The 14746-nt window shown below is 35.3% G+C and carries 17 protein-coding genes; 12 read left to right on the forward strand and 5 right to left on the reverse strand.

The features are described 5' to 3' along the window. Positions 1-20 precede the first annotated feature (20 nt). On the forward strand, positions 21-1949 hold the full coding sequence (locus AsAng_RS04740; protein ID WP_264791644.1) for a hypothetical protein: 1929 nt from the start codon (positions 21-23) through the stop codon (positions 1947-1949). A gap of 29 nt (positions 1950-1978) precedes the next feature. Here the strand turns inward: AsAng_RS04740 and AsAng_RS04745 are convergent, their stop codons facing one another. From AsAng_RS04745 to AsAng_RS04755, 3 genes are read right to left on the reverse strand one after another with little or no spacing between them, the layout of a single operon-like run. Beyond that, a complete protein-coding gene (locus AsAng_RS04745) occupies positions 1979-2659 on the reverse strand; it encodes an endonuclease V (RefSeq protein ID WP_264791645.1) in 681 nt (226 codons plus the stop codon). Positions 2660-2666: 7 nt separating this feature from the next. Further along, complete coding sequence (locus AsAng_RS04750) at positions 2667-3335, reverse strand: ABC transporter ATP-binding protein (protein WP_264791646.1); 669 nt, start codon at positions 3333-3335, stop codon at positions 2667-2669. A 17-nt stretch (positions 3336-3352) separates the two neighbouring features. Then, entirely contained in the window at positions 3353-3799 is a 447-nt protein-coding gene (locus AsAng_RS04755) for a hypothetical protein (protein WP_264791647.1), read from the reverse strand. A gap of 282 nt (positions 3800-4081) precedes the next feature. Between AsAng_RS04755 and AsAng_RS04760 the strand changes: the two genes are divergently transcribed. From AsAng_RS04760 to AsAng_RS04790, 7 genes are all read left to right on the forward strand, one after another. Then, entirely contained in the window at positions 4082-5158 is a 1077-nt protein-coding gene (locus AsAng_RS04760) for a CaiB/BaiF CoA transferase family protein (protein WP_264791648.1), read from the forward strand. Between the two features lie 179 nt (positions 5159-5337). After that, entirely contained in the window at positions 5338-5976 is a 639-nt protein-coding gene (locus AsAng_RS04765) for an SCO family protein (protein ID WP_264791649.1), read from the forward strand. 58 nt (positions 5977-6034) lie between these two features. Further along, on the forward strand, positions 6035-6442 hold the full coding sequence (locus tag AsAng_RS04770) for a c-type cytochrome (protein WP_264791650.1): 408 nt from the start codon (positions 6035-6037) through the stop codon (positions 6440-6442). 193 nt (positions 6443-6635) lie between these two features. Continuing rightward, positions 6636-7676, forward strand: a complete 1041-nt coding sequence (locus AsAng_RS04775; RefSeq protein WP_264791651.1) for a DUF3137 domain-containing protein — start codon at positions 6636-6638, stop codon at positions 7674-7676. 168 nt (positions 7677-7844) lie between these two features. Beyond that, the gene (locus AsAng_RS04780; protein WP_264791652.1) at positions 7845-8855 is read left to right on the forward strand and encodes a DUF3137 domain-containing protein; all 1011 of its coding nucleotides are present in this window, start codon (positions 7845-7847) and stop codon (positions 8853-8855) included. A gap of 65 nt (positions 8856-8920) precedes the next feature. Continuing rightward, on the forward strand, positions 8921-9964 hold the full coding sequence (locus AsAng_RS04785) for a DUF3137 domain-containing protein (RefSeq protein WP_264791653.1): 1044 nt from the start codon (positions 8921-8923) through the stop codon (positions 9962-9964). Then, a complete protein-coding gene (locus AsAng_RS04790; RefSeq protein ID WP_264791654.1) occupies positions 9954-10820 on the forward strand; it encodes a geranylgeranylglycerol-phosphate geranylgeranyltransferase in 867 nt (288 codons plus the stop codon). Before AsAng_RS04785 ends, AsAng_RS04790 begins: the two co-directional genes overlap by 11 nt. A gap of 10 nt (positions 10821-10830) precedes the next feature. On the opposite strand, the gene AsAng_RS04795 is transcribed toward AsAng_RS04790, so the two are convergent. Continuing rightward, positions 10831-11676 (reverse strand): sigma-70 family RNA polymerase sigma factor, encoded by an 846-nt coding sequence (locus tag AsAng_RS04795; protein WP_264791655.1) that lies wholly within the window; start codon positions 11674-11676, stop codon positions 10831-10833. Between the two features lie 88 nt (positions 11677-11764). Here AsAng_RS04795 and AsAng_RS04800 point away from each other — a divergent pair, with 88 nt between their 5' ends. The 3 genes from AsAng_RS04800 to AsAng_RS04810 all read left to right on the forward strand — a co-directional run bounded on the left by AsAng_RS04800 (position 11765) and on the right by AsAng_RS04810 (position 13829). Then, the gene (locus tag AsAng_RS04800) at positions 11765-12637 is read left to right on the forward strand and encodes a hypothetical protein (RefSeq protein WP_264791656.1); all 873 of its coding nucleotides are present in this window, start codon (positions 11765-11767) and stop codon (positions 12635-12637) included. A 46-nt stretch (positions 12638-12683) separates the two neighbouring features. Beyond that, complete coding sequence (locus tag AsAng_RS04805; RefSeq protein WP_264791657.1) at positions 12684-13238, forward strand: hypothetical protein; 555 nt, start codon at positions 12684-12686, stop codon at positions 13236-13238. Positions 13239-13304: 66 nt separating this feature from the next. Further along, complete coding sequence (locus AsAng_RS04810) at positions 13305-13829, forward strand: hypothetical protein (protein WP_264791658.1); 525 nt, start codon at positions 13305-13307, stop codon at positions 13827-13829. A 100-nt stretch (positions 13830-13929) separates the two neighbouring features. Here AsAng_RS04810 and AsAng_RS04815 read toward each other — a convergent pair whose 3' ends face one another. Continuing rightward, positions 13930-14358, reverse strand: coding sequence for a hypothetical protein (locus AsAng_RS04815; protein ID WP_264791659.1), 429 nt, complete (start codon positions 14356-14358; stop codon positions 13930-13932). Positions 14359-14468: 110 nt separating this feature from the next. On the opposite strand from AsAng_RS04815, the gene AsAng_RS04820 reads away from it, so the two are divergent. Continuing rightward, positions 14469-14741: a transposase gene (locus AsAng_RS04820; RefSeq protein ID WP_264791660.1), complete on the forward strand. Its 273-nt coding sequence runs from the start codon at positions 14469-14471 to the stop codon at positions 14739-14741. Positions 14742-14746: the final 5 nt, after the last annotated feature.

Here is a 14746-nt window from a genome sequence, read left to right on the forward strand (position 1 = left end):
TTAAATTTTAACACATAAGTATGTCTTGTTGGATAATGGTTTTGGGATTTATGATTGGAGCAGCTGTAATGGGATACTTACTAGCTTGGTTCCTTCAGCCTGTTGATGAGACGGCTGCAAAACCATCTGTGAAAGAAGCTGGCAATAAGGATGAATTAAATAAAAGTAAAGAAGAATCCGAAAAGACTCAGAAAGAGTTGGATAAAATGAAAAAACGGTACGATGAGCTTTACGATAGCAAATTGGACGTTGATACGGCTTTAGTAGCTGCTGAATCTACTTTAGATGGTCTGAAACTAGATTATGAACGCTTGGAAAGAGATATGTCGGGAAACAACAACCGACACAAGGAGTTGCAGGCGGATTTTGATAATTACAAAGACAAAAAAGAATCGGAAATAAAAGAACTTCGCATCAAAACCAAAAAGGCAAACGATGGCTATGAAACCGTAAAGTTTCAATTGGCGAAGTCGAACCGAATTAATGAAAAACTCCAAGAGGGGCTTTTGCAGCTTAAAGAAGAAAATGAAAACTTGTCGGCTGAATTGGAGGAAGCAAAGGAGGATATGGAAGTTGTTAATGCTTCTATGACAGAATTAAGAACCGATTACAAGGAGTTAAAAGATAAGGCGGAGGATTATAATTCTAAATTAGAAGAGTGGCAAGATAAATACAAAAATCTCAATTTATCATTGCAGACGGCTGAAGATGAAAAAACTCAACTTTCAAAAACTTACGAAAATTATCAAATTACAACGGGGGCTGAAATTGAAAAGTTAGGTGGACATCTAAAGACATTACAGGCTCAATTGGAAGAATCTACTCAATATGCCAATGAATATGCAGATGCTTATACTCATCTTGAAGCTAACCAAGAAGAACTAGAAGCAGAACGAAAGGCAGCTTTGGACGAACTGGCACACATTCAGGAACATTTTAAGGGGGTAGAGGAAGACTATGAGTTGATCAAAGGAAGGGAAGAAGTCTTAGAGCAACGTTTTTCTTCTTTACAAGAAAAACATTCCGATTTAGAAGATGCTTATCACAATACTGTAGAAGAAAAACAGAATCTAGAAACAGCTTACCAAGCCTACAAAGAATCAACGATTGAACAGTATTCTGAATTAGAAAAAGAGGCTAAGACTTGGGTCGAAAAACTGGAAGCTTCTAATGTTGAAATGTCTCAGCACAAAGAAAAAGCGGCTGAATTGGAGCAGAACAAAAAGCAGCTAATGCTTGAGTTAGAGAAAGCACGGAAACGTTATGAAAAAGAACTTTCTCTATCAGGAGGTGAATTTGAGGCCTTAAACGATACTTTTGAAGGGCTTAAAGAACGGTATTTTGAAGTCAATAAAGAATTGTCTTCTACCAAGTTGGAAAAAGAGCGCATTAATTATGAGCATGAAACATTCCAAGAACAAGTATTGACTGAATTAGAATTGGTTCGAGGAGAAAATAAAAAATTGAGCAAATCGTTGACAGAACTAAAGGCTGAAAAACGTTTGTTAGAATTGTCCAAGGATGAATTGGCGAAGCGAGTCAAAAACTTGGAAGAAACAGGGCTAGGATCAACGCCTGATCAGGCTAAATTGATTAAAATTATTACTCGCCTGAGAAAGAATGTAGAGGAGCAGCAGGAGCAATTTGAAAAAGAAAAAAATGCCTATCAAACTAAAATTGAAACGCTTGAACTCCAATTACAAGAACACAGCAATTCAACTACTGTTCAACAGTTGATGGCAGAAGAAAAGAAAGATAATCTAAGAAGCATTGCGGGCTTGGGACAAGTAGCCGAAGAAACGCTAAATGATTTTGGAATTTATAGTTTCCAACAATTGGCCAATCTTTCCGAAGAAAATAAAGCATTGCTCAGCCAAATTATAGAAAGTCCAACCCAAAAAATAACGCAGTGGGTCGAAAAAGCACAAGAGATGGCAGAGAAGGTTTAAGCTTCCTCTACTCTTTACTACCTAATTGACTATAATGAAATAACCTGCGCTACCTTCTTTTCTTTAGAATAGGCTCTAGCAACATGATCTGCAATTCGGATGGGGTTAGAGATCCGATAGGAAGGAGATAATTGCAAGGTTAAGTCCGAAGCTTGTTCAATGGATATATTGTATCCTGGACTTACAAAAACAGGTTTAATATCGGTTTGTGTTCTCAATACCGTACCTACCACTTTGTTTTTTAATCGAATTGGAATTGTTGCCCCTCGTTCTGGTGCTAGTGTTCCTTCATATTTTAATAAGGGGCGTTTGGCGATGCCAATACTTGGGAGGTTGGTTTTAACGCCAATCCAACTTGCAATGCCTAGTTGCCTTGGATGAGCAATGCCATGTCCATCAATAAGAATCAACTTAGGGATGATATTTTGTTTTTCTAATATTTTTCGAATGGCTCGGAGAACAGGCGGACCTTCTCTAAAACAGAAAAAACCAGAAATGTATTCCATTCCAGCTTGTGTTTTTAGAATAAACGTTTGAATGTGTTCTCCATTAAAATAATGAGCAGAAATCGCACAAAAGGCTTGTTCTCCAACATATTGTATGTCAATGCCAAATAAAATGTCATAGGGAGTAAAATCAAAGGGAGTAGAGGGGATGACTACTTGTTTGGCTAACCATTCTTGTTCATCACGCAATAAATCTAGATCCATAAATAACTTAACTGTTGATTTGATTGTCAATAATACAACCATCTTTCATGACTAGGGTTCTGTCGCTCATCTTTGCCAATTCGGGATTGTGTGTAACAATGACAAAGGTTTGTTGATGCTTATCTCTCAATTCAAAAAATAACTCATGAAGCTGTTGAGAGGTTTCTGTGTCTAAATTTCCAGAAGGCTCATCCGCTAAAATTACTGCGGGTTCGTTCATCATGGCACGAGCAACGGCTACTCGTTGTTGCTCTCCTCCTGATAGCTCAGAAGGTTTGTGGTTTATGCGATCTTGAAGCCCTAGATCAGTGAGCAGTTGTTGTGCACGAGCAGTTGCCTCTTTTTCAGATTTTTTTTGGATATAAGCGGGGATACAAACATTTTCAAGTGCTGTAAATTCAGGCAATAAATGATGGAATTGAAAGACAAAACCAATTTGATTATTGCGGAAAGAAGAAAGCTCTTTTTCAGAAAGGTTATGAATTGCCACCCCATTAATGTCCAAACTCCCTTCGTCGGGAAAATCTAAGGTGCCAATGATGTGTAGTAAAGTGCTTTTTCCTGCACCAGATTTGCCAACAATAGAAACAATTTCTCCCTTTTTTATGGCTAAATCAACTCCTTTGAGAACAGTAAGATTTTCGTATGTTTTTTTGATATTTTTTGCGTGTATCATTGATGCTTTTTTCAAACTTATAAACTCTGTAAACAGGACATTGCACAGTAGAAAAGAAAACAAACCAACAAGATTCCTGCCAACATCTTTAACAATAAAACAGAGAGAATAACGCCAACAATAGTAAGAACAATTTGTAAAATTGTCTTTTTTCCTTCTGAAGCGCTACCCTCTACAGGCTGGTGTTCTCGACGAAGTATTTCTGCTTCTGCAATGGCAACGGCATCGGTTCCCCAAGTCGCTGGATTTTTAACAATTTCTAATAATACAGCCATCGAAGCACTTGGGATTTGTGCCAAAGATAAGCTAGAATCATCAGAAGCGTTTTTTCTTTCTTTTAACAAGAACATAGCAGCAGCAACTTCATTATCGGAAGGCTCTTCAAATCGCCCTGCAATAATATCTTTTAATTGATCGTTGCTATAACCCCAAAATTTTTCTTTGTAGTGATTAACGGTATTCATTGTTATAACAGATTAAAGCTTGCTAAAATAATGTCTTAGAATTAAGCGAACAAAGGCTAATTCCAATAATAACATACTGCTCTTGTTTATTCCAAAAATAAGAAAATTCTATAGACTTCTCATTACTTTATGAATTTAACCTGTATTTTCAGCCTATCGAAGGATTGCAAGGTCTAAAATTTAAAACCCAAAATGGTAATAGTTGTCCTATGCGTTCAACGTTCTACACGGTTTATCGGACAAAAAAGCATTTAATAAATACAAAATAGACAAATCATAAAGATGGATCAAATATTTAAAGATTTAAAAGTAATTGAGCTAGCTTCTGTTTTGGCAGGACCAGCAGTAGGGCTTTTTTTTGCAGAATTAGGAGCAAAGGTTGTTAAGGTAGAAAACAAAAAAGGGGGAGGAGATATTACCCGAACCTGGCGCTTGGCTTCCGAAGACAAAAATGCTCCTGTATCGGCTTATTATTGTGCAATAAATTGGAACAAAGAGGTTTTATTGGTTGATCTTTCTACCACAGAAGGAAAGGAGCAGGTTTATGAATTGGTTCGAGAGGCAGATGTTGTGATTGCCAATTATAAAAAGAAATCGGCACAAAAACTAGGGGTAGATTATGCACAATTAAAAGCCATCAATGCTACCTTGATTTATGCCAATATTTCTGGTTTTGGGGAGGAAAGTGAACGAGTTGCTTTTGATGTCGTTTTGCAAGCAGAATCTGGATTTATGTATATGAACGGGCAGCCAGAGAGCCCTCCAACAAAAATGCCTGTAGCTCTTATTGATATTTTGGCAGCACACCAGCTCAAAGAGGGAATTCTAGTGGCTTTGTTGCAGCGTTATCAATCTGGAAAGGGCGCTTATGTAAGTGTTTCTTTATTGGAAGCCGCAGTGGCTTCTTTAGCGAACCAAGCTACCAATTGGCTAATGGCAGGACACATTCCACAACGAATGGGGTCTTTGCATCCCAATATTGCACCTTATGGAGAATTGTTTGAGACAAAAGACAACAAATTACTGATTCTATCGATTGGATCTAATCGACAGTTTGTTCAATTGTGTAATAGTTTAGAGCGTTTCGATTTATTGGAGCAAGAAATTTATAAAACCAATGGATCAAGAGTCAAAAATAGAACCTCATTAGCGGAGGAACTAAGACAATCTTTTGGAGAATTTGAAGCGGCTATAATCTTAGAACGTTGTCATCAAAATTTTGTTCCAATAGGTTTAGTACGCAATATGAAAGAAGTTTTTGAGCAGGAAACGGCAGCTAAAATGCTATTAGAAGAAGAAATTGATGGAATGAAAACATTGAGGGTAAAAACGGCAGCATTTAAATTAGACATGGACTAATTTGAAACAATTCTGAATAATAATTCTTTTAAGCAAGGAGCAATTTCCTATCTTTCATTCAGTGATATTTCATTATCTTTGTGGCATTATATCATAAAATTACTTAAGATATTTGAGAAAGGTATTTGTTAAGCCTTTAAGTCAAGGTTTTATGTGGTTTTAATAACAAGAAAAATATCATGAAATATATTGTTTTAGTATTAGCGCTTGCTTTTATTTATGGTGCTTGTGCTCCTTCTAGCGAAAACGCTTCTGGTTTGCCTGTGATTGGTTTTAAAACATTGGTAGAGAAAGAAGTAAATGGTAAAAAAGTAGTTGATTCTGTAGATCATGTCATTCCTGCTTTTTCATTTGTCAATCAAGACAGCAATGAAATTACAGAGGCAACCGTAAAAAATAAAATTTATTTAGTAGACTTTTTCTTTACTTCTTGCCCTACAATTTGCCCTAAGGTCAAAAAGAATATGAAAAAGGTTTACGAAGTCTACAAAGATAGACCCGATTTCCTGATTCTTTCCCATTCTATTGACACCAAATATGATACAGTAGGTCGTTTGGCTTGGTATGCCAATAAGTTTCATATTAACTCGAATACTTGGCATTTGTTGACAGGCAATAAGGAAGATATTTACAAAATGTCTTATCAATATTATATAACAGCTTTGGAAGCCGAGGATGCACCAGGTGGCTTTGATCATAGCGGAGCAGTTGCTTTATTGGATCGAAAACGCCGAATAAGAGGAATGTACGATGGAACAGATCCCGACCGAATGGATGAACTGATTCGAGACATTCAGTTGTTGATGGATAAGGAGTAGCTGCATTGGTTTATTAGAATGTATTAAGGCAAATTGTGTAACACTTAATTTTTAAGAAGTGCAAAAAAATATAATTTATTTATCTGCTTTTTTTTTATTGCTGGGAATTTCCTGTAGCAACCCTGCAGAAAAAACCTATAACGAAGGTGCTATTTTATACCAAAAACACTGCGAAAACTGCCACATGGAAGATGGCAGCGGCCTAGAGGCTTTGTATCCTCCTTTGGCGGGTGCAGATATGCTAGAGAATATGGGGGTAGGAGCTGCCTGTATTATAAAAAATGGTCTAAAAGGTAAGATTATTGTCAATGGAGTAGAATTTGAAACGGGGATGGAGCCAATCAAGGGATTATCGAATGTAGAAATCACCAATATTGTTAATTATATACACAATGCTTGGGGAAATAAACGGGCATTTATACAGCTGAATGAGGTGGAAAAAACATTGGAAACCTGTGCATTATAATGATAATTATAAAAATATTATTATTTTATGATCTATAGGTTGTTACTATTAAAACACTTTTTGTATATTAGGCTTACCCAAATTAATTTTGATTCTTTTTTATGTTCCTAATTAAAGAATCAGCATCTTTAAGACTAATATCTTCTGTTGAATCTCCCCTCAATTGGCAGTAGTTAATTAATAGTATTCCCAAATGAAATCATTGAACGACATTCGTCGGCAAATCACCCCCGCTTTGCACAGCGTTGAGCAATTTAGGACAGATCAGTTAGAAACTATTAGAAGGGAGAAACAGTGGTTTGTTTTACCAATCATCATATTTTGTGCTGCTCTTTGGGCAACTTTTCTGGGCTATATATTACTAGTCGTTATGTTGGTTGTAAGTGGTTTTTTGGTTTTTGTTTGGATCGGAATTTTCAAAATAGAGCCACAGCGTTTAACCTATGTGAACCATTTTAAAATGGAAGCATTTTCGGCTTTTGTTAAAATGCTGTATCCCAATACCTATTATGCCCCCTCCAATTATTTGCCAAGTGTTTTATTTTCTAAATCAAAACTGTTTGGTTCATACACTAGTTATAGTGGAAAAGATTATTTTGAAGGACAAACAGACAATGCCTGCTCTTTTAAATTTTCAGAACTCGATGTTACTAATGTTCATAGCGATACAAAAAATGAATTAGGAAACACAACAACGATCTTGTTTAAGGGAATGTTTTTTGTGTTGGATGTATCGCATTATATGAATGGATATACCCAAATATTGCCTACTTCTACAGAACACAATTTGGAAGGAATTGAGCATTTTATCCCAAAAAAAATAGGCGATTTTTTTAAGAGGGAGGCAATGATAGATATGGAAGAACACCCTGAATTTGGAGAAGAGTTTGTCGTATATAGTAAGGATGAAAAAGAAGCTTTTAGAATTTTAACCCCCAATTTGTTAAAAGCGATTTATGATCTTCGTTATAAATGGAAGGCATCTTTAAGTATCAGTTTTATTGAACGCCAAATTTATATTGCTTTGCCTCACAATAAAAATCTTTTCTACCCCGATATTAGACGCTCTATTCTAAAGGATACAGCTTTAGAAGAAATATATGATGAATTGGGGCTCTGTTTTGCTGTTATTGAGGATCTTAGCCAAGAACATCAACCTAGCGAAAATTGGGAACAGCTGAATAATATAAATTATAAAACAGGGTATTCTAAAAATAATCCTTTTTTGATGTGATTTACCAATAGCTTTAGGTTATCTTTAAATCAATTTTAATGCTTGTTCTTGATTGGTTAATGGCTTTTGGATGAATAATTTGTTGATAATTAGCTTGTTGTTTGTTAGGGTGATTTGACCACACTTAAGATCAAAGACTAGAAGGTTTTATAATGACGAAAACTATTAATGGACACATTAGACGAATATCAAGAACAAATCCAACCCATACTTCAGAAGTTAGAAAAATTGCGTTTGGAACAATTGGCTAAAACCAAGGAATTTCAAGTGTATTATTTGCTTCCTGCTTTGTTGACAATCATTGCAATTCCTGTTTATTGGAAAATTAACCCTGTGATGGCTTTTGTCATTTTTGGAATAGCAGTAGCAGTTGGTATACAGATCGCAACCAATACGGTTAGCCAGCCTTCTCAGGACTATCTTAATAAATTTAAGAAACAAATCTTTACAACTTTTGCTAAAACTTACTTTTCAAAAATCAGTTATCAAATCGAGAAAAAGGTATCGCCTAAAGTTTTCTTAAATAGTGAACTTTTTGAGCAAACGCCATCGGATTATAATGGGAAAGATTGTTTTAGAGGAAAAACCAAAGAAGGTTATAAGTTTCAATTTTCAGAAATTACGGCTCATAAAGAAGATAAATTGCTCTTTGATGGTCTGTTTTTTGAGCTAGAAATGCCAACAAACTTCCAATCTAAGGTTCTTGTGTTACCCAATAAAGGCAAACGAAGCCCTAAAAAAGTACAAACGTTAGAGCAATTGAGCTTAAAAGGATTGACGGCAGATGGTGACCTAGTTGCTGTTGCTAATGTATACCCTAAATTTGAGAAAGATTTTGTTGTGTATAGCCATAGCAAAGAAATGGCTTACTATATTTTGACACCTCCAATTATAGAGGGAATTTATGCTATTTATCAAAAATGGAACTTAAAGCCCCAAATTAGTTTTATTAACAATAGAATCTATGTCGCAATAGCAGCCAAGTACGAAACTTATCTGCCTAATATTCATACTTCTTTGGTCGAAAACGCTGCTTTAATAGAACTCCTACAAGAACTATCAGCTACTTTTGAGGTAATCAACCATCTTTGTGTGGCATCAGCAGCTCCCCCTGAAGATTTGCCAGAAAACGAAGATAATTCAAGTGCGAATGATGATTTTCCTAGTTTAGAAGATTAGGGCGTATAATCAATGCTGCTTAGTGATTTAAATGCAATTTTTTGCAGCGAAATGAATATCAAAAGATGGATCAACAAAAAATTGTAAATGAAGTCCAACCTGCTTTAGTGGATCTAGAACAGCAACGTCAAAAACATTTGGAGCGTCTGGAAAAAGGGACGATTTATTATGGGATAGCTACCTTCTTAATGTTTTTAACCTTTTTGTCAACAATCTTGATTGCTAAATGGTGCCTCTTGTTGGGAATTGTATCGGTTATCCTCGTATTGGTACTTCGAAGTTTTGCAATTGGAGACCCTTTTAATGATTATAAGGAAGAATATAAGAATAATATTATAAAACGGGTGGTCAAAATGATCAATCCGACCGTGGTATATCGTCCCAGAAAAGTGGTTTTTAAATTTACACTCGAAAAAAGTAGAATCTTAGGGAAAGTCAATGATTTTAGAGGCGAAGATTTTTTTAAGGGACAAACCACAAAAGGATACCCATTTCAGTTTTCAGAAATTCATCTGATGGGAGAACATAGTGCTTCTCTTCTTTATTTTAAGGGCTTATTTTTTGTGATGAAAAATCCTGTTGAGATGAAGGGGCAAATCTTAATTTTTCCTAAAAAAATAAACGATCCTTTAGACTGGATTGCACCCATTTCATCGAATAAAAACCAGCCCCCAAAAATTAAATACAATCCACTTCAAATTGCCAATCAGCCCCTTGAGTTTAAGCAAAAATATGTTGCTTATAGCAACAACCATAAAGAAGCCGTGCAGGTATTAACCACTGCATTTTTAGAGACCATTGTTGAGTTGTCTGAACAATGGAAAACGGCATTTAGAATAGCTTTTATCGAAGATAAAATTTATTTAGCCTTGCCGTCAACCGTCAATTATTTTGAAGATAAGATGTACCTTGAGGCAACCCATCAATTTATTGTTACGGGGCTTTATAAAGAATTGACCAAGAGCTTGAATGTTTTGGAGCAAGTAGGAACTGCATTAGAAGCGGTTCCCAAACTAAAGATTGAACTAAATAAAGAAAAACCCAAGATCACCCAAAGTAATAATTGGGAAGATTCCGCTTATAATCATTTTATAGACGATGAGTTTTAGACAAATTAAATCCATTGGTCGTTTGGTTAGGTGGCCCAACCTCCTGATTATTGCGATTAGTTTATTGTTGTTGAATTATGTCATTATTGCTATATCATGGAAGCAAATTAGTTTTTGGGTTTTGTTTTGGGGAACCCTATGCATTGCCGCAGCAGGCAATATTATCAATGATATTTTGGATGTGAAAATAGATACGATTAATAAACCTAAACGAGTTGTTGTTGGTCGAGTCTTAACCCAGCAAGCTGCCTGGAGAGGGTATGTATTATTGAATCTATTGGCATTGGGGCTTGCATTAATAGGAGGAGAGTGGGGGATCGGACTTTTCTTTTTAACGGCTATTTTATTGCTCTATTTTTATTCTAAGAAATGGAAAAAACAAGCATTGATTGGGAATCTAGTTGTTGCCTTGCTTTGTGCGTTGGTTATTGTTGAATTTTGGTGGATCGAAAGAAGTTTTTTAACGATCTATTGGCAAACGATTCTTTTAAGTTATGCTGCATTTGCTTTTTTGTCTACTTTGGCAAGAGAGCTGGTTAAGGATATAGAAGATGTAGAAGGCGATCAGAAAATGAACTGCCAAACGTTGCCCATCCAATACGGTCTTGCCACTGCCCAAAAAGGAATTCTATTGGTTTTGTTGCTGTTGTTTATCCTTTTGTTTTGGGAAGGGCTTTTTTTATATCAAAATGGGCTGTTATTAGCCTTCGTCTACATCATGAGTTGCCTAATACCTTGGCTCTTTTTTTTGCTTTACAAAACCCAAAAAGCAAAGACCAAATTAGACTATACTGACCTTAGTGGGCAATTAAAACGCTATATGTTGCTGGGCTTGGGTTTGTTGTTGTTGGTTTAAATAACTTCCATTAAACGAAATGAATTTTATCAGGATTTCGGATAAAATAAATTTTGCTAATTTTGTGGGCATCAAGTTCTAATAAACCAATGGAAATTAAATGCTCTCCAACATAAGTTAAAAAACCTAGTTCATTGTTAATTTCAGTCATAACAATGCGAGGGCGTTCTGTGAATTTATTATAAATACCCAACAAGAATTTGCTACAAATATCAATTCCATGAAGAACGTTTTTAGCTGCACTAATTTTGCCCCCACCATCAGAATAGAGAGCAATATCCTCTTTTAGGACGTTGATAAGACCGTCCAATTGTCCTGTTTGGGAAGCCTTGATAAAAGCTTGAATAAGTTGCTTTTTAGCCTCATTTTCCGCTGTTTGATTGTTGGAAGGAGTCTTTATTTTTTGCTTTAAACGCTGGTATAACTTGCGACAGTTGTCCATGCGCAAGTCAAGTGTTTCTGATAATTCCTGATAACTATAATCAAAGCTTTCTTTGAGGATAAAAACAGCTCTCTCCTTGGGACTCAACCTAGACAACATAACCGTAATGCCATAATCTAAATCTAGTTTATGATGGAATGCCTTTTCTTGATGCACAATCGGTTCAGGGAGCCAAGTTCCAATATAATTTTCTCGTTCTTTTTTCTTTTTGTTCAAATAATCAATGCTGAGGTGGATCGCTATTTTTATTACATAGGAACGAGGATTATGGATGCTAGAAGCAGGCTTTGACATCGACAAATATTTGCGAATGGCTTCTTGGCTTATATCTTGGCTAATTGAAATTTCTCCAATCATTTTATAAGCTGTTGCAAAGAGCAATTCTTGGAGTTGTTGGTTAATTTTGAATGTCATCGGTAAAATCTCAATGAAAAACTTAGTTTTTCTCTATTAATTATTGTATTTTAGATATTTGTGTCATCGTCTAAAAACCTAATAGGTTATGTCTGTTTATTTTAGCCCTTTCAAATTATTCAATTTACCACTAGATGCTAATTCAGAGGTATTGCAAGCGAATAGGGAGCGAATCAGTGAACAAATTAAGCATTATAAGGAAACAGAACTAGTCTATATTGGAAATAATAAGCTAATAAAACAAGATGTTCTAAAATTATTAAGAGAATTAGATAATTTCTATACTCGCCAATATCATATTTCAATTTACGAACATAAGAAATTACTTAATTTTTTGGAATATGGGCATCTAAATTATTTTAGGAATAAGGTAAATCTTGCTTCGGTACAAGATGCCGATTTTTTTAAATTTATTGCGCCTTATTTTGGTTTTCAATATGGAGAAACCTTATTGCAAGCAATTAAGACACAGGATAAAGAAACCTTAGCGTTGTTGTCTGCTGCTAGTTTGCCAATGGTTGGTGATTTTGAAGAGCAATGTTATCGGCATGCTAATCTTTATGTCGAGACGACCATCAAAGAACTAAAAAAATTGCAGGCAAAGCAAGAATTGCATCACATGTCTGAACGGGAATTATTGTCTTATTTACCCAATAGAACCATTGAGTTATACAATATGTTGCCCGATTATTTTTATGCTGCTCGCAATTTGATTGGAAATGAGATCTATCAACTGTCTGTTGTTTTAACTCAAAATTTTGGACGCAGTGATGGAGCTTCTGCCATGCTCAAACAAGGCTTAAAGTTAAAGTTAGATGAGACTGTTCGCAAAAATTTAGAAGCTATGTTGGGTAAATTTAGCTTCAAGTACAAAGTTCCTACCTTTATTTGGGTAGCTTTTTTGGCAGTGGCTATTTTATTTATGATGAAATATATTGAAACCAATTTCTTAGGAGGCTGATCGATTATGGTGTGCAAATGAGAGAATAACATAATCTTGAATCATTATGAAACAGTTTTTTGTGCTTATTGTCGCAAGTTTTTTAGCTTTTAGCTGTCAGTTAGGCTCTAATAATACGATTATAGACCCTTCGGATCGACTTAGAACATTCAGTTCAGAGGATTGGGACAATTGGGAGTGCACGTTAGATGGACAATCAGGGAGAATTAAAACCTATAGTTCAGAGGATTGGGACAATTGGGAATACAACCTAGACGGACAATCGGGGAGAATCAAAACCTACAGCTCAGAAGATTGGGACAATTGGGAAGTGAATTATGGAACGCTTAGGATTCGAACCAATACTGCTGAAGATTGGGATCATTGGACTATTACAGGCAGTGGTATGAACTTAAAGGTTCGTACCTATACTTCCGAAAATTGGGATTATTGGCAAGTGTCAGGAGATGTCACAGCAACATTTAGAACGTATACGTCAGAGGATTGGGACAATTGGGAAATAAAAGGTGATTTGTCGGGGTTGACAACTTCAGCCAAAGCAGCTGTTTTATTTATTCCTATTTTTACCAGTAGCATTTATGTACAGGGCGTTTGTCTATAAAAATGCTCAAAAGCAGTAGTTCGCTACTCCATTAAATCGATTTTAGCGCATTAAACTCAAATAAAAATGTCACGCCTTATTATTAGTCTACTGGTTTTATCAGGCTTGGGCAGTTGTCAGACCATTGATTTAAAAGAAACGTGTAGAGGAGAGTGGGGCTATATGGTTGGTGATACTGCTTATTGTGAGCTATTAATTGATGAAGCCAAGGTGTATTCCTATCATTATCAAGCACCCAATAGTTATTCGTACTCTTACGAAATTAAAAATGATACCTTTTATTTATACGGCAATCAAACCTCTAAAGTGGAGTCTTCCCCCATTCAATATTTAGGGAAAGATGCCTTTCAAATTATGGGAATTACGCCCTCTACGCTTCACAGAATCTCTTACGAAGAAGCGAGCCCTTATTCATTGGCAAACTATCACCAGCATATAAAAAAGCTAATAGAAAATAAGACGATTACTCAGATTTATGAACAGCGTATTTTTACTGAAATGGAGGAAGCAAAGAAGCGCTTTGAAACTAAATTTGAACAACGTAGAAATATTGCTTTGTATAAATTGAAACAAGCACAGGGCAAAAAATAAGATAAATTTTAACGCAAGATTACTGCTCTCCTGAAAGTAATTTATTCATTTTTTAGATCAGCTTATGCCTGTGGTGCAAAAGTTACTAGCACAATTACTCCTAAGGCGAAATACCTTGTTCCTTCAAAAAATTCTCTACTGAGCTTTCTAGCGTTAGTTTTTGATTACCATATCTCCAAATACTAAGAGCTATATTGGCATATAATGTATCCTTCTTGTTTAGAATAAATAGATAAGAATAAAAATCATCATCATCTTCAAGCTCTTTATAATCTTTTAATGATTTAATATGATGAATCTTATCTCCCCTTGACAATACGTTTTTTTTTATTTCATACAGTTCTCTATAAACTTTTTTTGAATTTATTTTATGGACGGAAATATCATCATTTTCTTTAAAAAACAACTGTAGATTGCTTCCCCATATTTCTCCTCCATCATATTTGCTTGTATCGTGGTGGTATATAATTATATTACTTTTGCAAGAAATAAATAGAAAAACTAAAACAAGAGAAATTAATTTTTTCATAGCTAATTTTTCTTTTCTTTTGCAAATTTTAATGAAGTTGGGCTCTCTACGGTATACCCCAAAAATAGGACCACTAGTTAAGTTCGGAAAAAAAGCTTAAATTAGTGATTATGAAGAAAAGAAAATTCACAGCAAAGTTCAAAACAGAAGTAGTATTAGAGGCTCTAAAAGAGCAATCTACTTTATCAGAGTTAGCTCAAAAATATGAGCTTGCACCAACACAAATTCGTACATGGAAGAAACAATTTTTGGAAGGAGCAGAAGACATATTTGAAAAACCAACTTCTAAGCAGACCGAGGAGGAGAAGGAAAAAGACAAACTTTTACAGACTATAGGTAAGCTAAAAGTCGAGAATGATTTTTTAAAAAAAGTGTTGAAATAAAGCCC

The organism is Aureispira anguillae (assembly GCF_026000115.1).
Taxonomy (GTDB): Bacteria; Bacteroidota; Bacteroidia; order Chitinophagales; family Saprospiraceae; genus Aureispira; species Aureispira anguillae.